Annotated in this window: 25 protein-coding genes; 24 read left to right on the forward strand and 1 reads right to left on the reverse strand. The window is 38.2% G+C overall.

What is annotated here, in order from left to right:
* Positions 1-88: 88 nt before the first annotated feature.
* A complete protein-coding gene (gene rpoE, locus MKY60_RS03450) occupies positions 89-622 on the forward strand; it encodes a DNA-directed RNA polymerase subunit delta (protein ID WP_241595131.1) in 534 nt (177 codons plus the stop codon).
* 218 nt (positions 623-840) lie between these two features.
* Positions 841-2436, forward strand: coding sequence for a CTP synthase (locus MKY60_RS03455; protein WP_090565671.1), 1596 nt, complete (start codon positions 841-843; stop codon positions 2434-2436).
* Positions 2437-3498: 1062 nt separating this feature from the next.
* On the opposite strand, the gene MKY60_RS03460 is transcribed toward MKY60_RS03455, so the two are convergent.
* The gene (locus MKY60_RS03460) at positions 3499-4014 is read right to left on the reverse strand and encodes a DUF2529 family protein (protein WP_241595133.1); all 516 of its coding nucleotides are present in this window, start codon (positions 4012-4014) and stop codon (positions 3499-3501) included.
* Positions 4015-4186: 172 nt separating this feature from the next.
* Here MKY60_RS03460 and MKY60_RS03465 point away from each other — a divergent pair, with 172 nt between their 5' ends.
* From MKY60_RS03465 to atpE, 22 genes are all read left to right on the forward strand, one after another.
* Positions 4187-4543, forward strand: a complete 357-nt coding sequence (locus MKY60_RS03465; protein WP_090565666.1) for a response regulator — start codon at positions 4187-4189, stop codon at positions 4541-4543.
* Positions 4544-4750: 207 nt separating this feature from the next.
* The gene (locus MKY60_RS03470) at positions 4751-5608 is read left to right on the forward strand and encodes a class II fructose-bisphosphate aldolase (RefSeq protein ID WP_090565664.1); all 858 of its coding nucleotides are present in this window, start codon (positions 4751-4753) and stop codon (positions 5606-5608) included.
* 85 nt (positions 5609-5693) lie between these two features.
* Positions 5694-6341 (forward strand): fructose-6-phosphate aldolase, encoded by a 648-nt coding sequence (gene fsa / locus MKY60_RS03475; protein ID WP_090565661.1) that lies wholly within the window; start codon positions 5694-5696, stop codon positions 6339-6341.
* Between the two features lie 19 nt (positions 6342-6360).
* Positions 6361-7638 (forward strand): UDP-N-acetylglucosamine 1-carboxyvinyltransferase, encoded by a 1278-nt coding sequence (locus MKY60_RS03480; protein ID WP_090565659.1) that lies wholly within the window; start codon positions 6361-6363, stop codon positions 7636-7638.
* Between the two features lie 271 nt (positions 7639-7909).
* Positions 7910-8872 (forward strand): class II fructose-bisphosphatase, encoded by a 963-nt coding sequence (gene glpX, locus MKY60_RS03485; protein ID WP_090565657.1) that lies wholly within the window; start codon positions 7910-7912, stop codon positions 8870-8872.
* A 791-nt stretch (positions 8873-9663) separates the two neighbouring features.
* Positions 9664-10947, forward strand: coding sequence for a transcription termination factor Rho (gene rho, locus MKY60_RS03490; RefSeq protein ID WP_090565655.1), 1284 nt, complete (start codon positions 9664-9666; stop codon positions 10945-10947).
* Between the two features lie 158 nt (positions 10948-11105).
* Positions 11106-11324, forward strand: coding sequence for a 50S ribosomal protein L31 (gene rpmE / locus MKY60_RS03495; RefSeq protein WP_090565653.1), 219 nt, complete (start codon positions 11106-11108; stop codon positions 11322-11324).
* 128 nt (positions 11325-11452) lie between these two features.
* On the forward strand, positions 11453-12025 hold the full coding sequence (locus tag MKY60_RS03500) for a thymidine kinase (RefSeq protein WP_241595137.1): 573 nt from the start codon (positions 11453-11455) through the stop codon (positions 12023-12025).
* Between the two features lie 853 nt (positions 12026-12878).
* A complete protein-coding gene (gene prfA, locus MKY60_RS03505) occupies positions 12879-13958 on the forward strand; it encodes a peptide chain release factor 1 (protein WP_090565648.1) in 1080 nt (359 codons plus the stop codon).
* Positions 13951-14814, forward strand: a complete 864-nt coding sequence (gene prmC, locus MKY60_RS03510) for a peptide chain release factor N(5)-glutamine methyltransferase (protein WP_241595139.1) — start codon at positions 13951-13953, stop codon at positions 14812-14814. Before prfA ends, prmC begins: the two co-directional genes overlap by 8 nt.
* A gap of 318 nt (positions 14815-15132) precedes the next feature.
* Complete coding sequence (locus tag MKY60_RS03515; RefSeq protein ID WP_241595141.1) at positions 15133-15663, forward strand: stage II sporulation protein R; 531 nt, start codon at positions 15133-15135, stop codon at positions 15661-15663.
* A 68-nt stretch (positions 15664-15731) separates the two neighbouring features.
* Positions 15732-16760, forward strand: coding sequence for an L-threonylcarbamoyladenylate synthase (locus MKY60_RS03520; protein WP_241595143.1), 1029 nt, complete (start codon positions 15732-15734; stop codon positions 16758-16760).
* Between the two features lie 63 nt (positions 16761-16823).
* Complete coding sequence (locus tag MKY60_RS03525; RefSeq protein WP_241595145.1) at positions 16824-17327, forward strand: manganese efflux pump; 504 nt, start codon at positions 16824-16826, stop codon at positions 17325-17327.
* A gap of 59 nt (positions 17328-17386) precedes the next feature.
* The gene (locus MKY60_RS03530; protein ID WP_090565637.1) at positions 17387-17833 is read left to right on the forward strand and encodes a low molecular weight protein arginine phosphatase; all 447 of its coding nucleotides are present in this window, start codon (positions 17387-17389) and stop codon (positions 17831-17833) included.
* Entirely contained in the window at positions 17830-19134 is a 1305-nt protein-coding gene (locus MKY60_RS03535; protein WP_090565635.1) for a methyl-accepting chemotaxis protein, read from the forward strand. Before MKY60_RS03530 ends, MKY60_RS03535 begins: the two co-directional genes overlap by 4 nt.
* Before the next feature lie 380 nt (positions 19135-19514).
* Positions 19515-19955: a ribose 5-phosphate isomerase B gene (gene rpiB, locus MKY60_RS03540; protein ID WP_090565634.1), complete on the forward strand. Its 441-nt coding sequence runs from the start codon at positions 19515-19517 to the stop codon at positions 19953-19955.
* Positions 19956-19970: 15 nt separating this feature from the next.
* On the forward strand, positions 19971-20516 hold the full coding sequence (locus tag MKY60_RS03545) for a TIGR01440 family protein (RefSeq protein WP_241595147.1): 546 nt from the start codon (positions 19971-19973) through the stop codon (positions 20514-20516).
* A complete protein-coding gene (gene glyA / locus MKY60_RS03550; RefSeq protein ID WP_245402334.1) occupies positions 20513-21772 on the forward strand; it encodes a serine hydroxymethyltransferase in 1260 nt (419 codons plus the stop codon). Before MKY60_RS03545 ends, glyA begins: the two co-directional genes overlap by 4 nt.
* A 1035-nt stretch (positions 21773-22807) precedes the next feature.
* The gene (gene upp / locus MKY60_RS03555) at positions 22808-23437 is read left to right on the forward strand and encodes a uracil phosphoribosyltransferase (RefSeq protein ID WP_090565628.1); all 630 of its coding nucleotides are present in this window, start codon (positions 22808-22810) and stop codon (positions 23435-23437) included.
* A 450-nt stretch (positions 23438-23887) separates the two neighbouring features.
* Entirely contained in the window at positions 23888-24262 is a 375-nt protein-coding gene (locus MKY60_RS03560) for an ATP synthase subunit I (RefSeq protein WP_241595149.1), read from the forward strand.
* Positions 24263-24288: 26 nt separating this feature from the next.
* Positions 24289-25005: a F0F1 ATP synthase subunit A gene (gene atpB, locus MKY60_RS03565; protein ID WP_090565625.1), complete on the forward strand. Its 717-nt coding sequence runs from the start codon at positions 24289-24291 to the stop codon at positions 25003-25005.
* Between the two features lie 64 nt (positions 25006-25069).
* A complete protein-coding gene (gene atpE / locus MKY60_RS03570; protein ID WP_090565623.1) occupies positions 25070-25294 on the forward strand; it encodes a F0F1 ATP synthase subunit C in 225 nt (74 codons plus the stop codon).
* Positions 25295-25356 lie beyond the last annotated feature (62 nt).

Below are 25356 nucleotides of genomic sequence, written 5' to 3' on the forward strand. Positions count from 1 at the left end.
CAAAAAGAATAAATGAATGTAGCATATAACATACTTGTGTGTATATAATGAAAAGTATGCAAACGAACATAGAAAGGACGTGCACGATTTGAAATTTCGTGAAATGACAACAACACAACTACAAGAAGAATCGTTAATCGATCTAGCATTTGCGATTTTAGAAGATAAAAAAAACTCATTAACATTAAAAGAATTATTTGATGACATTCAACATTATAATGGGCTTACTGATGAGGAAATGGCTTCTCGCAAACCTCAATTCTATACAGATATGAATATTGATGGGCGCTTTTTGGCAATTGCTGAAAACCAATGGGGCCTTAGAGAATGGTATCCAGTAGAACAAATTGAAGAAGAATCAGCGCCTACCGTAAAAGTTCGTAAAAAGAAAGATAAGGTAGTAGATGATGATTTAGAAGATTTAGATGAGGACGAAATCGTATTCGAAGAAGAATTCGACGAGTTTGTAGAAGATGACGATGAGGACGATGACGATGACGACGAACCAGTTATCGAATTTGTAGAAGAAGACATTGATGAAGTGATTGAAGAAGACTTAATCGATGAAGACGATGATGAGTTTGAAATCGATGAGGAATTAGACGAAGAAGACGAAGAATAATTCTTGACTTATTTTCTTAAACGCTATAAGATTTTATTGGGCTCTTTTTGAAGAGACATTACTCATGTGCATATGCGCTCCCCTGCGAAGAAGCAGGCGGAGCGTTTTTTTGTTATTGCTACACTCTTATTTATTTGAATGTTTAACGCATACTAAATAAGACAATGTTCTCATCGGTTGTGGTGGAGGACTAGATATTACATTAGGAGGAACACATAATGACTAAATTTATTTTTGTTACTGGTGGGGTTGTATCTTCACTTGGCAAAGGGATCACGGCTGCTTCACTTGGTCGTTTATTAAAAAATAGAGGACTAAACGTAACGATCCAAAAATTCGATCCTTACATCAACTTAGATCCTGGAACAATGAGTCCATATCAACACGGAGAGGTTTTCGTAACAGATGATGGAGCAGAAACAGATTTAGATTTAGGTCACTACGAGCGTTTTATCGACATCAACTTGAACAAATACTCTAATATTACAACAGGTAAAGTGTACTCATCTGTATTAAGAAAAGAGCGTCGTGGAGATTATAATGGTGGAACAGTTCAAGTAATTCCACATATTACAAATGAAATCAAAGAGCGTTTATTCTTAGCTGCAAAAGAAACGCATGCAGATATCGTTATTACTGAAATCGGTGGAACAGTAGGAGATATCGAATCTCTTCCATTCCTAGAAACTATCCGTCAAATGAAACGTGACGTTGGTAGCGATAATGTAATGTATATTCACTGTACTTTAGTGCCATTCATCAAAGCTGCAGGAGAAATGAAAACAAAACCGACACAACATAGTGTTAAAGAATTGCGTAGTCTAGGTATTCAACCAAACGTAATTGTACTTCGTTCGGAAATGCCAGTTCCTCAAGATATGAAAGATAAAATCGGGCTTTTCTGTGATATTAAACCAGAAGAAGTAATTGAATGTATTGATGCGGATTCTTTATATGAAATCCCATTAAATTTACAGGCACAACATTTAGATCAAATTGTAGTGGATCATTTCAAACTTCAAACACCTGAAGCAGATATGACAGATTGGATCGGCTTAGTAGACCAAGTAAAATCATTGTCGAAAAAAGTTCGTATTGGTTTAGTTGGTAAATACGTAGAGCTTCAAGATGCATACATTTCAGTAGTAGAAGCAATGAAACATGCTGGCTACAAATTTGATGCAGACGTTGAAGTGAAATGGGTAAATGCTGAAGAAGTGAATGAAGCAAATGTTGGGGGAATCCTTGGCGATGTAGACGGAATTCTTGTCCCTGGTGGATTCGGAGACCGTGGAGTAGAAGGAAAGATTGCTGCTACTAAATTTGCGCGCGAAAACAATGTGCCATTCTTAGGTATTTGTTTAGGTATGCAATTGGCAACAGTTGAATTTGCACGTTCTATTCTAGAACTTCAAGGAGCACATTCTACAGAGTTAGATCCAACAACTCCGCATTCTATTATCGATTTATTGCCAGAACAAAAAGATGTAGAGGACCTTGGAGGAACACTTCGTTTAGGATTATATCCATGTAAATTAACGCCAGGTTCAAAAGCTCATCAAGCATACGGAGAAGAACTTGTATACGAACGTCATCGTCATCGTTACGAGTTCAACAACGAGTACCGTGAGCAATTCGAAGCAGCAGGATTTGTGTTCTCTGGTACAAGCCCAGATGGTCGCCTAATCGAAATCATCGAGCTACCAGATCACCCATTCTTCGTAGCTTCTCAGTTCCACCCGGAATTTGTGTCGCGTCCACAACGTCCACAACCACTATTCCGCGACTTCATCAAAGCATCAGTTGGTGAGTAGAAAAACGTAAGCGCCTATGTCAGCACCGATAAGCGTTGGAAGAATAACGGTAAAGGCGGCCTTTGCCTTTATCCGGTATTCTGAAACGACTCGAGGTGCTAGGCGCTATAGCTGGCCAATCTAGAAATGTGAAAGACGCCGTTTAGCTGCGAAAAGCGCTGGAGGACTTGAAAGGAAAGGCGTATTTTGCCTTAACTAAAAGTCTGAAGCGATCGAGCAGCTGGAGTCTGGAACTGGACAAAGTAGAAAAGCGGAAGCGCCTATGTCAGCCCCGACAACGTTCTTCTGCGACGAACTTTGCGCAGGAGCAAGCGTTGGAAGAATAACGGTAAAGGCGTCCTTTGACTTTATAGGGTATTCTGAAACGACTCGAGGTGCTAGGCGCTGTAACTGGCCAATCTAGCAATGTGGAGGGCGCCGTTTAGCTACGAAAAGCAGAAGTGCCAATATAGATTATAAAAGAGGATTACTCATGTTAATGAGTAATCCTCTTTTTTTACTTACTCAGTTAATTGGTTAACAGATTCTGTATATTCTGGACGAATGTGTGCTGCCACAAGTACGCATTAGCCTCCAAAAGAATTGAGTTTGATTGTATGAAATTTCCATTTCTCAAGTAAATCTTCATAAAGAGCAAGTAAATGAAGAAGGAAAGCAAGTATCTAACGTAGGACAGCAAGTAAATTTCTAATGTAAGCAAGTAAACGAAACGACACCGCAAGTAAATGATAATGTATATGATTTTCTCATGTTACCACTAGCTAGGTATGCGCATCTTCATCCCATTTTAATAGTCTCATTCTTCTTCCTCATGCGCATTGAATGTGTACATCTTATATTTCTAAAAATAAATTAAACAATATACAATTCCTACAATAGTCAAAAGCTTTACTTGCTTACAACTATTGTTTACTTGCTTTCAACGAGAAAATATTTGCTCTCAGAACTTCCTTACTTGCGTTTGATTTAACAATACTAGCGCTGAAGTTGTAAATACTTGCGAAATGGGAAAACTATACAAAGAAACGCCTAAAGAAAAAACTCTTTAGGCGTTTTTGTGAACTATTCACCTATTAACATCTCGTTTAACTTCATCTTTACTGCTTCGTATACAAATAAACCACTTAAAGCATGGGGGAGCACAATACGGGTTCCATCTTCGGCGGGAAGGAGTCCTTTTGTGAGTTTTGTTGAAATATATGTATAGGCAAGATCAGCTAGCTTATTATCATGGCCTTCTGGTTCTGCTGCTAATGCACCAAAAGGAATATATTCCTCACTCAATTTTTTAGCTAAGGCTAAAGCTTCTTCGTCATAACAGGAACGAGTAAGAATCCAGACACGGTCAGTGCTAGTTAGTTCGATTTCGGGTAACCAGGTTTGCATTGATGGAAAAGGCTCAGCTGCAAGTTGTGCATTAATCGAAATACTTTTCATTTCTCCAAAAGTAGCGAAAAAAACTGTTCCCTCTCTAGCAGCGGCTTGTGCAAGTAGACGAGCAGTTTCCTCAATACTTTCTTCCTCTGAACTAGAGATTCTTTGCATTAATCCAGAAAGTTGCGTTGTTAACATTTTCATCGTAATTCACCTCTCATTTATTATAAAACAAAGTTTGTCATTCCGTATGCTATTACTTTTTTGTGGGTAATAAAACAGAAAGAAATGGAAATTTTTTTAAAAAAAAGAGGGAAAGCACTAGCCGATATCGTATAATACAATATGGGATTAATAAAGAAAGGGTTTGCATGTCATGAAACATATCTTAATAGTGGATGATCAGTTAGGAATACGATTATTGTTGAAAGAAGTGTTTACACAAGAAGGATATGAAGTCAGTTTAGCAGCAAATGGGTATGAAGCTTTAGAACTTATAAATGAGCACAAAATTGATGGAGTTTTACTAGATATGAAAATCCCAGGTATGGATGGAATTCAAATTCTAAAATTAATCAAAGAACAATGGAGCGATCTCCCCGTCATGATGATGACCGCATACGGAGAGTTGAATTTCATAGAACAAGCACAGAGATTAGGAGCCTCTCTTTATTTCACTAAGCCATTTGATGTTTTTGAACTAAGAGATTCTGTTAATAATCTCCTGAAATAAGTTGGAACAGCAGGCAGTGGAAAACATCGCCTGTTTTTGTTATGATGTAGGAAGAAAGTAGAAGATACCATTTAGTTACTACATAGGACTGCTGTTGCTTGTTTTACACAGGGAAATTCCTACTTCAGTCTACTGGTGTCCGCAGTAAGTCAAATAGAAATAAAGATAATTTTGGAGTGCAAAAGCAAATAGAGGAGGTCCATTTCAATGGCTTTAGTTTCGATGAAAGAAATGCTGGAAAAAGGGAAAAGAGAAGGATACGCTGTAGGGCAATTTAACATTAACAATTTAGAGTTCACACAAGCAATCCTGTTAGCAGCTGAGGAAGAAAAATCACCAGTAATACTAGGTGTATCTGAAGGTGCTGCAAAATATATGGGTGGCTTCGTTGCAGTCGTATATATGGTAAAAGGACTAATCGAGTCTTATAAAATTTCCGTACCAGTGGCTATTCATTTAGATCATGGTTCTAGCTTTGAAAAATGTAAAGAAGCAATTGATGCTGGGTTCACATCTGTAATGATTGACGCTTCTCATCATCCGTTTGAAGAAAACGTTGAAATTACAACTAAAGTTGTAGAATATGCACATGCGCGCAATGTTTCTGTGGAAGCTGAACTGGGAACAGTTGGCGGACAAGAAGATGACGTTATTGCGGATGGAGTTATTTACGCTGATCCTGCAGAATGTGCAGAGCTTGTAAAACGTACAGCAATCGACTGTTTAGCTCCCGCTTTAGGTTCTGTTCATGGACCATATAAAGGAGAACCAAACTTAGGTTTCAAAGAAATGGAAGAAATTTCAAAACTTGCTGATCTTCCACTTGTTTTACACGGTGGAACAGGTATACCAACACATGATATAACACGTTCTATTTCACTTGGAACTGCGAAAATCAATGTAAATACAGAAAACCAAATTGCTGCAACTAAAGCGATTCGTGACTTTTTAGCTTCTGATGCAGAGCAATATGATCCACGTAAATATTTGACACCTGCACGTGATGCTATTAAAGCAACAGTAATTGGCAAAATGCGTGAATTTGGAAGCTCAAACAAAGCCTAATAATAAGTAAGAAAAATAGCTACAGGGGAGAAGTGTTCAAAAGAACCTTCTCCTGTTTTTCCATCATGAGGAGGATATTATTCATATGAAATTTTTTATCGACACAGCCAACTTTGACGAAATAAAAGAAGCACACGCATGGGGTATTCTATCAGGAGTAACGACGAATCCATCGCTAGTAGCAAAAGAAAATATCTCATTCCACGATCGCCTTCGTGAAATTACCGCGTTAGTAGATGGTTCAGTGAGTGCAGAAGTAATAGCTCTAGATGCTGAAGGTATGATTAAAGAAGGTAGAGAACTTGCTGCCATTGCACCGAACATTACTGTAAAACTACCGATGACTCCAGAAGGTCTTAAAGCTTGTTCTGTATTCCGTTCTGAAGGTATTAAAACGAATGTAACACTTATTTTCAGTGCTAACCAAGCACTGCTTGCTGCACGTGCCGGGGCAACTTATGTATCACCATTTTTAGGACGTTTAGACGATATCGGTCATGATGGGATGGAATTGATCGCAAAAATTGCACAGATTTTTGATATTCATAATATCGATACTGAAATTATTGCAGCTTCAATTAGACATCCACAACATATTACGGATGCTGCTTTAAACGGTGCACATATTTCAACAACACCTATAAAGGTACTAAAACAACTATTCAATCATCCTTTGACAGACAAAGGAATTGAAGGATTTCTAGCGGATTGGAACAATCGTAAAAGCGAGTAACAAGACGAAGGAGAACTGTATGGAAGTTTATAAAATAAAAGGGGGACAACGCCTTCAAGGAACCATTAAAGTAAGTGGTGCAAAAAATAGTGCAGTAGCACTTATACCTGCTTCTTTATTGGCAAATTCCCCTGTAACTATTGAAGGTTTACCAGAAATTTTAGACGTTTGGACGTTAAAAGAAATTTTAGAAGAAGTAGGAGCTAAAGTAACATTTGAGAATGGAACAATGACGATTGATCCGACAAATGTGGAGGATATGCCTCTTCCGAATGGTAACATTAAGAAACTTCGTGCGTCTTACTATTTGATGGGTGCCATGCTTGGAAGATTCAACAAAGCAGCAATAGGGTTACCTGGCGGTTGTCACCTAGGACCAAGACCTATAGATCAACATATTAAAGGCTTCGAAGCATTGGGCGCATCGGTGTCAAATGAACATGGAGCTATTTATCTACGTGCGCAAAATTTAGTTGGCGCAAAAATCTATTTAGATGTTGTAAGTGTAGGTGCTACCATTAATATTATGCTGGCAGCTGTTAAAGCAAAAGGTCGTACGATTATTGAAAATGCAGCAAAAGAACCAGAAATTATTGATGTAGCAACTTTACTATCTAATATGGGTGCGAATATCAAGGGTGCTGGGACTAATGTTATCCGGATTGACGGTGTAGAAGAATTACATGGTACAAAGCACACGATTATTCCCGATCGTATTGAAGCCGGCACATTTATGATAATGGCAGCAGTCGCTGGAGACGGCGTGACCATTGACAATGTGATTCCTTTTCACGTGGAGGCGTTAACTGCCAAGCTTCGCGAAATGGGTGTGAAGGTGGAAGAATACGAAGAAAAGATTGTAATCCCAAAAGTGGAAGAAATGTTACCTGTCGACGTAAAAACATTGGTATATCCAGGTTTCCCGACTGATTTACAACAACCCTTTTCTGTATTGATGACCCAAGCAACAGGTACTTCTGTAATCACAGATACTATTTATTCTGCTCGATTTAAACAAATCGATGAACTGCGTCGGATGAATGCTAATGGTCGTGTGGATGGAAGAACAGCAATCATTACAGGCCCAGTAAGCTTAGAAGCTGCTACCGTTCGTGCAAGTGATCTTCGTGCTGGCGCAGCGCTTGTTCTTGCGGGGTTAATCGCCGATGGGGAAACTGAAATTCAAGATATTTTTCATATAGAACGTGGGTATAGCTCATTAGTCGATAAGCTTCAAGGACTAGGTGCAGATATTAGACGGGTAGAAATAAAAGAAATTGAAGTAAATACCGATTAATATTCTATCGATAATTTGATTCACATATATAGGATGCACTAAATAGTTACACATATATTTGCTTGTGACTTTTTAATTAGCCGTAATTGTTGTGTATGCTGGAACGAAAAAGCAATTGTCAATGTCGAAGGTTAGATTTCTTGTATTCGTGTGATATAGATGCATTTTATTGATAATTGTCACTTATTAAATTTGACAAATATGCTACAATGGTACAGGAAGAAATACAGTTCGGAATTCGGATATCGCAAAACTGGAGGCTTATATTATTATGGAACGTAGTTTATCAATGGAATTGGTTCGAGTAACAGAAGCAGCAGCAATCGCATCTGCACGTTGGATGGGTAGAGGGTTAAAAAATGAAGCGGATGATGCAGCAACAACTGCAATGCGTACAGTTTTTGACACAATTCCCATGGAAGGCGTAGTTGTAATCGGAGAAGGAGAGATGGACGAAGCGCCGATGTTATATATCGGTGAAAAACTTGGTCTTGGAAGTGATGGTCCTCATGTAGACATCGCAGTTGATCCTTTAGAAGGTACAAATATCGTAGCGTCAGGCGGTTGGAATGCACTTGCGGTACTTGCAGTTGCCGATCGTGGAAACTTACTTCATGCTCCAGATATGTATATGGATAAACTTGCTGTAGGGCCTGAATCTGTAGGTTTAGTTGATATTAACGCATCAGTTTTAGATAATCTAAAAGCAGTTGCTCGTGCAAAAAATAAAAACATTGAAGATGTTGTGGCTACTATTCTAGGCCGTCCTCGTCACCAAAAAATCATTGATGAAATTAGAGCAGCTGGAGCACGTATAAAGCTAATTACAGATGGTGATGTTGCCGGGGCTATTAATACAGCATTCGATGATACAGGTGTAGATATTTTATTCGGAATGGGTGGGGCTCCAGAGGGAGTTATATCTGCTGTCGGATTAAAATGTTTAGGTGGAGAAATTCAAGGGAAACTTGTACCACAAGACGAGGCAGAGCTAGCGCGTTGCATCAAGATGGGTCTTGACGTAAATAAAGTTTTACGTATGGAAGACTTAGTTAAAGGTGATGACGCCATTTTTGCGGCAACAGGTGTTACCGATGGAGAACTTCTTCGTGGAGTACAATTCAAAGGTGCCTTCAGTTCAACACATTCTATCGTTATGCGTGCTAAATCAGGTACAGTTCGATTTGTTGAAGGTCGTCACAGCTTAAATAAAAAACCAAATTTAGTTCTATAAGAAAAGCGTCAGATGCCGCTCAGCAGTGAAAAACACTGGAAGACTTTAAGAAAAGACGCCCTAGGTCTTTTCTTAAAGTCTGGAGCTTGGTAGCGAGTAAGCGTAAGCGCCTACATAGGAGTACAGACTAAGTTCGCAACATCGTGTCGCGCCGAACGTTTGAAGCACATCCTGTGACCACTCGAAAAGCGCTAGAAGTATTCAATAAAGGTGTTCTTTTCCTTTGTACGCAAGACTGAAGCTGGACAGATAATTATTAATAAGTATATACTGTCTAAATATGTAAAATAAGAATCTTTCCTTATGTTTTACCCTGTGACCAATCCAAGGACGTCGGGTAACCTCTTATAAAACTTCTTTCTTCAACATCTCAATTATTAGAAAACGAGTCAATTTCATAATTACTTAATTCAATTAAAAAACACGAGTATTTACGTGATAATATAATTGTTTTTTCGTTTTTATAAAATTCGATTTTGTTGATTGGAGCTTAAGATAGCTTCTCCAGTGAGTACAGGAGGAACTGAAAGCCCAGCAGGAACGTTTAAGAGAAACAAAAGGCAAAGTATGTCACGTGTGGAGACTCCTTTGTAACCAACATCCTGTTGGTCCGAGGTGATTGAAGCCGTGCCCACGGAAAAGCCGTCTGCCTGTTTCTGCAATGATACACTAGCTTCGAAACATGAAAGTGCGTTGAAGCGGGGATCAACCTTATTCGAATTTCATAATTTACAATACTATTATCAAATTGAGTTAAACAATAAAATATAATAAAGAGTGGTGCATTCCATATGACACAAACAACAATTAATGAGTTAGAAAACATGACTCTGAAAGAACTATATGCACTTGCGCGAAAATTTAAAGTAGCCGCATATAGTAAACTTTCAAAAAAAGAACTTATTTTTGCAATTCTAAAGTCTCGTGCTGAACAAGAAGGATTTTTCTTCATGGAAGGCGTACTAGAGATTATTCAACAAGAGGGTTTCGGTTTCTTACGTCCGATTAACTATTCACCTAGTTCAGAAGACATCTATATCTCTGCTTCTCAAATTAGAAGATTTGATCTGCGAAACGGGGATAAAGTAACGGGTAAAGTGCGACCGCCAAAAGAAAGTGAACGCTATTATGGACTGCTGCATGTAGAATTAGTAAACGGGGAAGATCCAGAGGTAGCGAAGGAAAGAGTACATTTTCCAGGGTTAACACCTTTATATCCAGATCGTCATATCGTATTGGAAACAGTTCCTGATAAACTATCGACTCGCATCATGGATCTGGTAGCTCCTGTTGGTTATGGGCAACGTGGATTGATTGTGGCACCACCGAAAGCTGGTAAAACATTACTTATTAAGGAAATTGCCAACGCAATTACAACGAATCATCCAAATGCAGAGCTAATTGTTTTATTAATAGATGAGCGTCCAGAAGAAGTAACTGATATTGAGCGTTCCGTTAAAGCTGATGTAGTAAGCTCTACATTCGATGAAGTTCCAGAAAATCACGTAAAAGTGGCAGAGCTCGTACTTGAAAGAGCAATGCGACTAGTTGAACATAAACGCGATGTGATTATTTTGATGGACTCCATCACACGTTTAGCTCGTGCGTACAACTTAGTTATTCCGCCAAGTGGTCGTACACTGTCAGGTGGTATTGATCCAGCAGCATTCCATCGTCCAAAAAGATTCTTTGGAGCAGCACGCAATATTGAAGAAGGTGGAAGCTTAACAATTCTTGCTACTGCATTAGTTGATACTGGATCTCGTATGGACGAAGTTATTTATGAGGAATTTAAAGGGACGGGTAACTTAGAACTTCATTTAGATAGAAGCCTTGCAGAACGTCGTATTTTCCCAGCAATCGATATTCGTCGATCCGGAACAAGAAAAGAAGAGTTACTAATTCCCAAAGAACAACTGGACAAACTTTGGGCAATTCGTAAGACATTCTCCGATTCATCTGACTTCGCAGAACGTTTCTTAAGAAAACTTCGCCAATCAAAAACAAACGAAGGATTTTTTGAACAATTAGCTGTAGAAATGAAAGCACATCGCAGTGGAAAAGTAACACTCTAAACTAAACAATTGCATTTAATATCCAAAGATGATATTATATTTATCGTAACATCACAATTTTCTGCTACATATGCGATTGACATCAATCGGATCGTGTAAGGTATCAGTATCATAACCAACTCTGTTCCAGATGGTTCAGGGCGAGAGGAGAGATAGAGATGAAAGCAGGAATTCATCCCGATTACAAAGAAGCAACAGTATCATGTTCATGTGGTAACACATTCACAACTGGTTCTGTAAAAAATGACATTAAAGTCGAGTTCTGTAACGAATGTCACCCATTCTACACTGGGCGTCAAAAATTCGCAGCAGCTGATGGCCGTGTGGATCGCTTCAACAAAAAATACGGCATTAAAGAAGAAAACCAAGAAAACTAATACCGAAATACCTGTAGGGCTTCATGCTTTACAGGTATTTTTGTTTTAAGGCTAATATGATTTCCGATAACAGTAAGTGTATGTTATAAATGAATAGAAGAAATACATAGTACACAAGGAGATAAATCATGGCGCAATTATTTTATAAACATGGAGCAATGAATAGTGGTAAATCAATCGAAATTTTAAAAGTTGCTCATAATTACGAGGAACAAAACAAGCCTGTTTTAATATTCACACCAGGAATAGATACTCGTGACGAAGTCGGTCATGTGTCTAGTAGAATTGGATTGAAAAGGAAAGCAACAGCTATTTATGATGAAACGAACCTACTTGAATTAGTTCAGGCAGAATCCACAAAGCCATACTGCGTTTTAATTGACGAGGTGCAGTTTTTAACAAAGGAACATGTTCTACAACTAACCAAAATAGTCGATGAATTAGACATTCCGGTAATGGGCTTCGGACTGAAAAATGACTTCCAAAATGAACTTTTCGAAGGTAGCCGTTACATGCTTATTTACGCAGACAAAATTGAAGAAATGAAAACTATATGCTGGTTCTGTCACAAAAAAGCAATCATGAACCTACGGGTAGACGACCACGGCAAACCAGTTTACACTGGCGAACAAATCCATATAGGCGGCAACGACTCCTACTATCCGGTATGCAGAAAATGTCACGGTAATCCACCACTTTAAGATACGGTAAATCCACTTCACTTTTTTCTGTGAAGTGGATTTTTAAAAGAATGTATGAATTCTTAAAGATTTAAATAATACTACTGATTTCCGTTTCAGTCGGTTACAAAGGAACGAAGGCTAAGAGCGCCACCTCTCAAAAGGAAGGCAATCTAAGTTCGCTGCGTCCTGCAGCAACGATTGCATAACCCACATCCTGTGGGCCACAACGCCTTCGTGACCAACTTCCTGTTGGCCTCCGCGGGGGGAGCGATGAGTTATCACCGTCGCTTTGCGTCGTTGTGATCTCTCATCTGTCTCACTCATCCCGCTGGAGTCGCCGCCGTCCACTACAATCAAGATAATGCGTAGTACTATACTCGAAGATATAGCATAGCTTATCGCTTTGATAAGAAGAGCAATTAAAGTTAATCTAGTGATAAAACCGTCTGTCCGATTAGGTATACTATTTTATTATGGAAGAAGCAAGTAGATTATCTTTTAACAGAGTTCATTTCATTATTACTTATTTTAAGATAAAACTTGTATATTTAGGTGGTTTTATATCCAATTATCTGATTAAAGTGGACCTAGGGGATTGGAGCGCAGGGCGGCGACTCTAGTGGGAATAGCGCGATCTGAAGACCCTGGACTGAGCGAAGCGGCTGAAGCCGTGCCCACGGAAAGCTTCTACCCTTTGCTACAATCAACGGCATATCTACGTTTCTGTTTTTAGAGGATTAAGTGTCTTTTTTGCCCAGTTTTCCTTAAAAATAGGAAGACTTCCAACCAACCTTTACAGAAAAAGTAGCGAGAAAGTTACTTTTTCTTTATAATAGGAATGATATAGACTTAAACGAACGAGGTGAGCTCGATGTTTGATCGATTACAATCGGTAGAAGATCGTTACAATAATTTAAATGAATTGCTTAGTGATCCAGAAGTGGTCAATGATCTTAATAAGCTAAGAGAATATTCAAAAGAACAATCGGATTTGCAAGACACTGTAGATGCATATCGTGAATACAAAGAAGTTAAAAGCCAATATAAAGACTCGAAGCAAATGCTTGAGGAAAAGCTAGATGCAGATATGCGAGATATGGTAAAAGAAGAAGTGGGTGAATTAGAAGACCAAATCGAAGTATTGGAAGAGCGACTAAGACTGTTGTTGATTCCAAAGGATCCAAATGATGATAAAAACGTTATTATGGAGATTCGAGGGGCTGCTGGTGGAGATGAAGCTGCGTTATTTGCAGGGAATTTGTTCCGCATGTATAGCAGATATGCAGAAACTCAGGGTTGGAAAATAGATATTATGGAATCTAATCCAACTGGTCTTGGCGGTTTCAAAGAGATCATTTTTATGATTAATGGAAAAAATGCGTTCTCAAAAATGAAATATGAAAATGGTGCACACCGAGTACAACGTGTGCCAGAAACAGAATCTGGCGGTCGTATTCATACTTCTACAGCTACTGTTGCAGTACTACCTGAAGCAGAGGAAGTAGACGTGGATATTCATGAGAAGGACGTTCGTGTAGATACATTCGCTTCATCAGGTGCTGGGGGACAATCAGTAAATACAACAATGTCTGCGGTTCGTATGACGCATTTACCTACAGGAATTACCGTTTCCATGCAAGATGAAAAATCGCAGATCAAAAATAGAGAAAAAGCAATGAAAATTCTGCGTGCCCGCGTAGCGGATAAATTCCGTCAAGAAGCGCAAGCGGAATATGATGCAGTACGTAAATCAGCAGTAGGAACTGGTGACCGTTCTGAACGTATTCGTACGTATAACTATCCACAAAATCGTGTAACGGATCACCGCATAGGATTGACCTTGCAAAAACTCGATCAGGTCCTAGAAGGTAAGATGGATGAAGTGATCGATGCATTAATAATGGAAGATCAAGCAGAGAAATTAGAGAGAATGAACGATACAAATGTGTAAAACAAATTTTGAGGCCCTAACACGGGCTTCTTCTTTTTTAGAGGAAAATAAACGTGAAAAAGAAGTTGCTCGCTACTTATTGCAGCATGTCTTGCAGAAGAACTACTCCGAGTTAATGATGACTATATACGATGAAATAACTCCAGAAGCCTATCAAACCTTCTGGGCTTATATAGAAGAACACGCAACTGGTCGTCCCTTCCAATATATCACTGGACAAGAGACTTTTTATGGTCGTGATTTTCTAGTTAATGAGCATGTGTTGATTCCAAGACCAGAGACAGAAGAACTGATTGAAGAAGTCAAAAAAAGAGTCGCTAGGTTATTTGAGGAACATAAAACATTAAAAATTGCTGATATTGGAACTGGCAGTGGTACTATAGCTTTAACAGTCAAGAAGGAAATTTCAAGTGCTGAGGTGACTGCAACAGACATTTCCACTGAAGCTTTGGTCGTTGCTAAAAAGAATGCTGAACGCCTAAAGGCGAAAGTAGAATTTAAGCAAGGGGATTTAATAGCACCTATAGCAGATCAAAAATGGGATATTATACTATCTAACCCTCCATATATCGGATCACATGAAGCTGAAAGCTTGTCGGACACTGTGATAGATTATGAACCACATCTTGCTCTATTTGCTGCAGAGGATGGTCTACAGTTATATAGAAAAATGACAGAAAAGCTTCCTGAAATAATGAATGCTCCAAGTTTCATAGGTTTTGAAATTGGCTATGCCCAAGGTCCAGCTGTCCAAAAAATGCTTCAAAATGCCTTCCCGTTAGCAGATGTGGAAATCGTACAGGATATTAATCAAAAAAATCGCTTTGTTTTTTGTACAATAAAGTCAAACTCATAATTAAAGCGAACATTTATTAATTTTGCCCTCAATGGTCCCATTGTTGATTGGAACGCAAGGTGACGACTCTAGCGGGAACAGCAAATGTTTTTTTGCATCGATAGCGAAGCGATAGGTGCACGAATTAAAAGCCCAGCAGGAAGGTGTCCGCCTGTTCCACATTGTTAAACTTGGTTCAAAACATGAAAGTTCGTTGGAGTGAGAATCAACTTTTTTGGGGATTTCGGTAATTAGTAATAATTAATTTTTAAGATTTCACTCAATCACTGAATAAAATATGAATCTACTGGTAACAATGTTCCTAAGGGGGAATGTTATATGTTACCAGATTACGAGATTAAAAAAGCACCGAGCATTGGAAAACAAATAGATGCAGTGATTTTCTTCGTATGGATGCTATTACTAATTCAATTCTGTTTGTTTTTACTATTTCAACAAGGAGAAGAAGTAGAAGGTATTCGTTTCCGACTAATAGCTAATAGCAATACAATCGAAGACCAACAAGTGAAAAATGACGTGAAACACCACATAGAACCAATTTTATTAAACTATGAAAATAATCCACAAAAAACGTATAACGACTTAGAGCAAGCTATTGAGAAACTATCAAGTTCTTTAAACACTAATATTACAATTACTAAAGGACTGGCAAGTTTTCCGCCGAAAGTTTGGAACGAAGGAATCTCTTCCCAAGTGATGACAGAATCGATTGTTATATCTATTGGTAATGCAAGAGGGGATAATTGGTGGTGCGCACTTTTTCCAAAGGTATGCTATAAAGAAGAAGTGAAAGAGGAAAAACCTAAATTCTGGGTATGGGAATGGTTAAAAAAGAAGTTTTCCACATAGTTACTAACAATTTTCTGAAAGTTATCAACATTTTGTGGATAAGTGCAGAGGGAAGGAGCAAAACTAACATGAAAACTACAATTACAATTGTGGATAATCTATCAACAAATAAGTCGAGTTATACACAGGCTGTGGATTTATTAACAAAAGGGGAAGTAGTAGCTTTTCCAACTGAAACTGTATATGGATTGGGTGCGATTGCCACAAGCGAAGAAGCTGTAGCTAAAATATTTGAAGCTAAAGGCAGACCACAAGATAATCCACTCATCGTCCACATTGGTTCCAAAGAGGAGATAAGTGCATTTACTCACGATATACCAAAACTTGCAGAAGTATGTATGGATATGTTTTGGCCAGGTCCATTAACACTGATCCTGCCACTGAAACCAGATACTTTGGCGAAAAATGTGACAGCTGGTCTACAAACAGTAGGAGTTAGAATGCCAGAACATAGTGTAGCTCTAGAGTTATTGAGACAATTAAAGCAACCTGTTGCTGCTCCTAGTGCTAATAAAAGTGGAAAACCAAGTCCCACAAAAGCGGAGCATGTATTCCATGATTTAGCTGGAAAGATACCCCTTATTTTAGACGGTGGAACAACAGGCATAGGATTAGAATCTACTGTAATAGATTTTGTGAGTGAAACACCTACAATTCTTCGTCCAGGTGGAGTGACGAAAGAAATGTTAGAAAAAGTGATTGGGCAAGTTAGTGTAGCAAAATCAACAGATCATGAGGACGCACCTCGGGCGCCAGGTATGAAATATGCACATTATGCACCTGATTCTCCGGTCTATTTAATAGAAAATTCTATAACGAAAGTCCAACAAGCAGTAAAAAAAATACATAGTGAACAGAAAAAAATAGCGATAATCGCTAGTGATTTATTTAGTCAGATAAAAGGAGACTACTTCTTTTCATTAGGTAAAGAAAATCAACTGGGTGATGCAGGACACTTACTGTATCAGGCTTTAAGAAATTGTGATGAAACAGATGTCGATATTATTCTAGTGCCAGTTCTCTCTAAAGAAGGAGTCGGAATGGCAATTATGAATCGTCTAGAAAAAGCAGCAAATGGTAAATGGTTTCATATCTAATATCGTATTCTCGCTCGTCTACTTGCATACATTTAAATATGCAAATAGACGGGGGAGATTTTTTTGTGGCGTGAAATTTTAGCAGGCGCCTTAATGTCTGTAGACGTACTTATTTTATTTTCATTGGTCGTATATCGTAAGCAAATTTTTACACTGGCTGCATGGGTGGCATCATTACATATGCTTTTTCCGTTAATCGGATATTATGCAGGTGTGGTCGTTCAGAACTATTTGGCGTATGCAAGTCCTTACTTATCGGGTATCCTTTTGTCGCTAGTAGGATTACAAATGATTTTAGCTCAATCTCCAAAACAGGTACCACTTCTGTCTCCTTACTTACTTGCGGTATTTGCGAGTTTAGATACCTTTTCAGTAAGTGTTTCGTTTGGTATGCTTAAATTAGAAAAGTTTGTATTTATATTAAGTGCCGGATTTTTTTCCTATATTGCCGTATTTATAGCGCAAAAGGTTATATTTAAACATACATTTATGAACCGAGCGCTTATTTTAAGACTTGCAGGAGTGCTTATTTTGTTGATGGGTATTATCACGTTACGAAATATTTAACAATTTTTAAAACAATTATAGGACTAATTAATATATACTAGAGATGAGGAAATAGATCTATGAATATTCTGTTTGTTTGTACAGGTAACACATGTCGGAGTCCAATTGCCGAGGCGTTATTAAAGTCTCGAAACATCGATGGTATGGGGGTTCGCTCTGCTGGCATCTATGCTACGCAAGGCGCACATATATCTCGGAACAGCCAATTAGTATTAGAAAAGGAAATGATTCCATTTACGCATACTTCATCTGCGGTAGATGAGACGCTAGTAGACTGGGCAGATCTTATCCTAACAATGACTGCCTCTCACAAACACGCAATTATTTTAGGTTTCCCTCATGCAATTTCAAAAGTGTATATGTACAAAGAGTTTGTAACCCCTGATGATGTCAAGGATGTATCAGATCCATATGGGGGAGATTTGTTTACATATGAAAATACTTTGCGAGAACTACAAGTATTAACAGATGAACTAGTGAAAAAACTACAGGGGGAAATGGGATGAACGAAAAAAAGAAAAAGCACAGTTTTGGTCTTCAAAAGAAGATTGTGCTATTTGTAGCTATTTTGGCATTAATTACGTATACAACAAGTGCTTTATTTATCCGCTTTATACAACCGTTATTGTTTGATGGAGCAACAAATTCTTGGGGATTTGAAATTGCGACATATGCACTTGGAATTTTATGGTCTGGTATTCTAGCTTATTTCTTCAGTGGTCTTCTTATCAAGCCTTTATTCAACTTAGAAAAAGTCGCAATATTAGCCTCAGAAGGAAAAATTGGTGTTGATGTCGAGGTACCGAAATCGAAAGATGAGATACAGTCGGTAGCTATCGCATTTCAGTCTATGTTAGTGAATTTAAGAGAAATGGTGCAAAGTATTGAAGATAACTTTGACAAAACAAATAAAACAGTACAACAGCTTTCAGTAGAATCATCCGCGGCTTCAGAGCAAGCAGAAGCAATCGCACATACGATAGCCCAAATTTCAGAAGGCGCTGAGCAGTCGGCAGTAGCAGTTCAAGAAACAGCTGAATCAGTAGAAGACGTACGAGTATTAGCTTCAGAGGTAAATCTTCGTGCAGAAAAATCTTCTGAACAATCTAAAGAAATGATAACAGGTTTATCTCAAACTACGGATGTTATTCAATCGTTAGTAAACGGGATTCAAAAAATTGCTTCTGGTAATGAGGCTGCCCTTGGAAATGTTCATCAATTAGAAGAGAATGCAGGGAAAGTAGAAAGTATTATACAGTTGGTTGGAGATATTGCGGCACAAACGAATTTGCTTGCACTAAATGCATCTATTGAAGCAGCACGTGCTGGAGAACACGGTAAAGGATTTGCTGTCGTTGCTGAGGAAGTTCGTAAATTAGCGGATGAAAGTGCTAAAGCAGTACAAGGTATTTCTGAATTGATATTAGCAATACAAACAGATGTACAAACAGTCGTTCATCAGATGACGGACCAAGTAAGCTTTGCTGTTGGGGAAGCTAAACGTGTTTCCGAAACAAATGAAGCAATTGAAGGAATGTCTGCAAAGATTCATGAGATGGCGGAATCGGTGGTTGAAATTTCCTCTCTAGTGGAAAAACAATTAACAAATATAGAAAGTACGGCGCGCCAGTCACAAGAAGTAGCAGCTATTGCCCAAGAAACATCCGCGGGAGCAGAAGAGGTTCGCAGTGCTACGGATGAACAAGCTCGTTCCATTGAGCAAATTGAATCCGTATCATTCGGATTAAAGCAACAATCGGAAGAGTTATTTAAAGTAATATCTCAATTTGATCGGAAAACAAACTAATTCTGAATGGAATTTAAAGTTAGAAATGAAACACGAACTTAATTAGGTTAAAACAGTATAATGTTCGGTTTTTAATGATTATTGTTTGTTCTTTTAAATTTTTTCATTAAAACTTTCGTAAACTAGTCAAATTTAACGAAAATAATGCAACTCACTTTGTGTGAGTTGTGTTTTTTTATATAGAAAAATGGTATGATGTTAAGGAGTAATAAAGTGAAACTTCCAACAGTGGATTTTTCTTCATCTTCCATTGATGGTTAGTTAAATCAATCTGGATTTACAGGCTGTTTATCCTTCACCTGTTTCTTTTAATTTTCTTTTGAAAAATTGTGGGGATTCTACAGACTGTTAAACCGGGATAACAGAAAAGAGGGAACGAGTTGAAAATTGCAATTTCTTCCGATCATGGCGGAAATAATCTTCGTCAGGAAATTATGCAGCTTCTTGAAGAATTAGGATTATCATATGAAGATTTTGGACCAAAAAGTAATGATTCTGTTGATTTTCCAGACTTTGCAATGCCAGTAGCAGAAGGTGTGGCAAATGGTAGTTTCGATCGTGGTATTTTAATCTGTGGTACTGGTATAGGAATGTCTATTGCTGCAAATAAGGTAAAAGGTATCCGTTGTGCATTAGTTCATGATGTATTTTCTGCAAAGGCTACTAGAAATCATAACGATTCTAACATTATTGCAATGGGTGAGCGTGTTATTGGAGCAGGGCTTGCAAGAGAAATAGTTTCAACTTGGCTTGCGCAGGATTTTGAAGGTGGACGTCATTTACGTCGAGTAGAAAAAATTACAGAAATAGAAAACGCATAGAAGAAGGGGTTCCTTATGGAAGCAAAAAGTTTGTGGGTAGAACAAATCGAACAGCTTCTTTTAGAAGTGGAGCAGCAAATAGTGTTTCATGAAAATGATTTGTTTGTAGTTGGATGTTCGACTTCAGAAATTATTGGTGAAAAAATTGGAACTGCAGGCGGTTTAGAAGTTGCCGAGGTTTTATTCACCCCTTTACAAGCATTTGCAAACCGCAACAATATCCATTTGGCTTTTCAAGGATGCGAACATATTAATCGCGCCATAACAATGGAAAGAAAAACTCAATTACTATATAGATTACCAGAAGTATCAGTTATTCCAGTAGTTCGTGCAGGTGGCTCTATGTCTGCATTTGCATACACACATTTTAATGACCCTGTTGTAGTCGAGCATGTAAGTGCACATGCAGGCATTGATATAGGACAAACCTTGATTGGTATGCAGCTTCAGCCAGTAGCTGTACCAATTCGCTTGTCCATAAAAAAAATTGGGGAAGCAATCGTATCGATTGCGAAAACACGTCCTAAGCTAATTGGCGGAGAGCGTGCATTTTACGGATGAATTTGGAGGAGGAACGAATAGTGGAGAAAATTTTATCACAAGATCCAGCAGTATATGAGGCAATGTTAGCAGAGAAAAAGCGTCAACAATCGAATATTGAGTTAATCGCATCAGAAAACTTCGTATCAGAGGCTGTAATGGAAGCTCAAGGCTCTGTACTGACCAATAAATATGCAGAAGGTTACCCTGGTAAACGTTATTATGGTGGCTGTGAGCATGTCGATGTAGTGGAAAATATTGCGCGCGATCGATTGAAAGAAATTTTCGGTGCTGAACACGCCAATGTGCAACCACATTCAGGTTCTCAAGCTAATATGGCAGTTTACATGACTGCACTACAGCCGGGCGACACAATCCTAGGGATGAATTTGTCTCATGGTGGGCATTTAACACATGGTTCTCCAGTCAATTTTAGTGGTATTCAATATAACTTTATCGAGTACGGTGTTAACAAAGAAACGGAACTAATCGATTACGAAGAAGTTCGTGCTATTGCGTTAGAGCATAAGCCGAAAATGATCGTTGCTGGAGCAAGTGCATATTCTCGTACTATTGACTTCGCAAAATTCCGTGAAATCGCAGATGAAGTTGGTGCCTACCTATTTGTAGATATGGCTCATATCGCAGGTTTAGTAGCTGCTGGTCTTCATCCTAACCCAGTACCACATGCGCATTTTGTAACATCTACAACACATAAAACATTACGTGGACCACGTGGTGGATTGATCTTAACTACAGAAGAGTTCGCGAAGAAAATTGATAAAACGATTTTCCCGGGAATTCAAGGTGGCCCATTAATGCACGTAATTGCAGCTAAAGCTGTGGCGTTTGGTGAAGCTCAAAAACCAGAGTTTAAAGATTACCAAGCACAAGTAATTGCTAATGCTAAAGCATTAGCAGACAGTCTAACTGCAGAAGGAATCCGTATCGTTTCTGGTGGTACAGATAACCATGTTATGCTACTAGACGTATCTGCTCTTGAGCTAACTGGTAAAGTAGCAGAACATGTACTTGACGAGGTTGGAATTACAGTCAATAAAAATACAATTCCATTTGATACAGCAAGTCCGTTCATCACCTCAGGTGTTCGCATCGGTACACCAGCTGTTACATCTCGTGGATTTAAAGAAGCAGAAATGAAAGAAATCGCATCTATCATTGCAAAACTATTAAAAAATACTGAGGATGCAGAAGTCCTAAAAGAAGCAAAAGAGAGAGTTGCAACATTAACAAGCAACTTCCCATTATACGAATAAATAAATAGTATTAAAGCCGGCTACTTCACTACAGTAGCTGGCTTTTTTTGTGTACTGATATTGCCGGTAAACGTTATGAAGAATCTAGGGGAGAACCACCTGAACAATCAGGTAAGTCACCAGAATAACTGAAGAAACCGAGTAATCGACAATTTATTCATTTTTTTCCTAATTTCCTTACTAATTATAGTAAGTCTGAATCTATAAGGAGAGATTATATAGCAACATGATCATTTACTTGCGGTGTCGTGTTGTTTACTTACGCTGATTAGGAGTTTACTTGCTCTCCTCTAGCTGGTACTAGCTTTCCTTATTCAAATACTTGCTCGCGAAGAGGTTTTATTTGCAAAATGGAAATTTATTACAAAAATAATTCTATTCTCTATGCTCTTAAATCCCACCGTGACTAGATTTGCGTCAGCACAAACCGATTAGGAAGTGTCAAGCGGATATTTTACTGCAAAAGAACCATTTACTTGCGGTGTCGTGTTGTTTACTTGCGCTGATTAGGAGTATACTTGCCCTCCTCTACCAGTTACTTGCTTTCCTTATTCAAATACTTGCTCTCGAAGAAGTATTACTTGCGAAACGGAAATTTATTACAAAGGTAGCTCTATTCTCTGAGCTCTTTAATCCTACCATAACTTTTGGCAGCGGATATCCGATTAGGAACTGCCAATAAGAAGAAATTTTACTGCGAGATAATAATTTATTGTCGTGCTGTGTTGTTTACTTGCTCTCAATAGAAATTTACTTGAGAACCCTTTCCAAACCACCATTAACCTCTATCTACAAACAAAATACTCATATTTATAGATAGTTATTTCCATTAGAAGAGAGGCACTAGAATTTGAGCAGCGCATAGTCATGAAGAAAATATTACTAAGACCTTTAACTTACTCTCAATAGTGGTTTACAAACATCTAGACTTGGAGAAAATAGACGCAATATTAAAAACGTGGGATTACTGTTTGTATCTCACGTTTTTTGGTATAATTAATAGAATTTAAATAAAATCGAAGGAGATGCTGCTGTATGCCAAAAGTATTTGTATTTGATCACCCTCTTATCCAACACAAACTTACATATATTCGCGATGTAAAAACAGGTACAAAAGAGTTTCGTGAATTAGTGGATGAGGTTGCTACACTCATGGCGTTTGAAATTACGCGAGAAATGCCATTGGAGGAAACAGAAGTAGAAACTCCAGTTCAACTTACAAAATCTAAAGTGCTTGCAGGGAAAAAATTAGGGATAGTTCCTATATTACGTGCTGGAATAGGAATGGTCGATGGAATTCTTAAGTTAATTCCTGCTGCAAAAGTAGGACATATTGGTCTTTACCGCGATCCAGAAACACTAAAACCGGTGGAATATTACGTGAAGCTTCCTGCAGATGTAGCAGAACGTGATTTTATTTTAGTTGATCCTATGCTTGCTACAGGAGGTTCAGCTATAGAAGCGGTTAACTCTCTTAAAACACGTGGAGCGACTAGCATCAAGTTTATGTGTTTAATCGCAGCACCTGAAGGAGTGGAAGCTCTTCAAAAAGCACATCCAGACGTAGATATTTATATCGCAGCTCTAGATGAAAAACTAAATGATCACGGATATATTGTTCCTGGATTAGGGGATGCCGGTGACCGTTTGTTTGGTACAAAATAATATTGTTTTCAAAAATTATCCAATTGTAGTGAAATTTTTAAATTTGTCAATAAAATGTCGGGAAGATTTACTATTCTAAGTTTTTCTCACTAAGCAATTGACATCATTTTGCCCCTATTGTATGCTTACAAAGGATAATCATGATAGGGGTTTCATGCTTGAAACACTCGTCAGATTAACTTTCTACTAGATTCACAGTTTTTACTTAATAAGGAAAAACTGTGAGGATTCTTTTTACGTCGTACTTAGACGTCCTATTTAAAGGGAAAGCATTGTATTCTGCGATTCTCTCACAGCTTATCGGTTCTAACTCATTCACTGAGATGTGAATGAAAGGGATAATAGAACCACTCCAGTAATACTAGTAATATGTTTTCTTGTAAACTTTACAGTTGCAAGTTAACAGTAGTTGCTACCATTCGAAAATATGATTCAGGAGATTAAAGATCAATGCTAGAAATGCAAAGTATATTTACGAAGCAAAAGAAGTATATGTTCTTTTTGCTTGCAGTTTGTGCGCTAGGTTGGGGTTTAACACCTTATTCGACAATTTTTGCAGGCTTGGCACTTGGTTCTTTATTTGGTTTGTATAATTTCTGGATTCTAGTCCGTAGAATGGAGAAATTTGATCGTGTGCTTGAAAGTGGAAAAGGACGAGCAGGTTTAGGTACAACATTACGATTCGCTTCGGGTGTTGCCGCTGTAGCAATTGCACTTGCCCTTCCAGAGTATTTCCATCTCATCAGTACAGTTATCGGATTAATGATTCCCTATGTTTTACTTGTTGTAGAACGTATTATGTATCTTGTAAAAAATCAGCAATGAGAATGTGAAAGAGAGGTGAATTAATCGTGGAACATGCAAATCCCACATTTGAGTTTCTAGGGATGACAGGGAACTGGTCCAACATATTAATGTTAGCAGTGACTTCACTGATAGTATTTTTGATTGCCTTTTTATCAACTAGAAACTTAAAGATGAAGCCCACTGGTATGCAAAACTTCATGGAGTGGATAATGGACTTCGTGAAAGGGATCATTAAAAGTAACTTTGACTGGCAAACTGGCGGACGTTTCCATGTTCTTGGAATAACGTTTCTTATGTTTATCGCAGTAGCGAACGTATTAGGGCTTCCATTCTCCATTTCATATGATGGAGTTCTATGGTGGAAATCCCCAACGGCAGATCCAACAGTTACTATGACGCTAGCAGTAATGGTTATCATTTTAACGCACTATTATGGAATAAAGATGAAAGGTATGAAGGGCTACGCAGTAGATACATACTTAAAGCCAATGCCGTTTTTATTCCCATTAAAAATTATCGAGGAATTCGCAAATACGTTGACACTCGGTCTTCGTCTTTACGGTAATATCTATGCAGGTGAAGTTCTTTTAGGACTAATCGCAGGTTTAGCAACAGGCTATGGTGCTTTAGGTTTTGTTGGTGCAATTATCCCAGCAATGGCATGGCAAGGTTTCTCACTATTTATAGGCGGAATCCAAGCATTCATTTTCGTTATGTTAACAATGGTTTATATGTCACATAAAGTGTCAGCAGACCATTAATATAACTGTTTAGATTCTTAAGCAGAAAAAAATAAAAACAACATTCCAAGGAGGAAATTACACAATGGTAGGTTCAGTTGGTCTTTTAGCAGCAGCTATAGCAGTAGGTTTAGGAGCACTTGGTGCAGGTATTGGTAACGGTTTAATCGTTTCAAAAACAGTAGAAGGTATCGCTCGTCAACCAGAAGCACGTGGAGCTTTACAAACAGTTATGTTCATCGGGGTAGCATTAGTTGAGGCGATTCCAATTATCGGAGTAGTTATCGCGTTCATCGTATTAAACAAATAATAAGTAAAAGCAAGTCTTAATGGCGGGTCCTAATCCGCCATTCTCTTTATGAGTAACAAAAC

Origin of the sequence: Psychrobacillus sp. FSL K6-1415 (genome assembly GCF_038003185.1) — a bacterium.
Classification (GTDB): Bacteria; Bacillota; Bacilli; order Bacillales_A; family Planococcaceae; genus Psychrobacillus; species Psychrobacillus psychrodurans.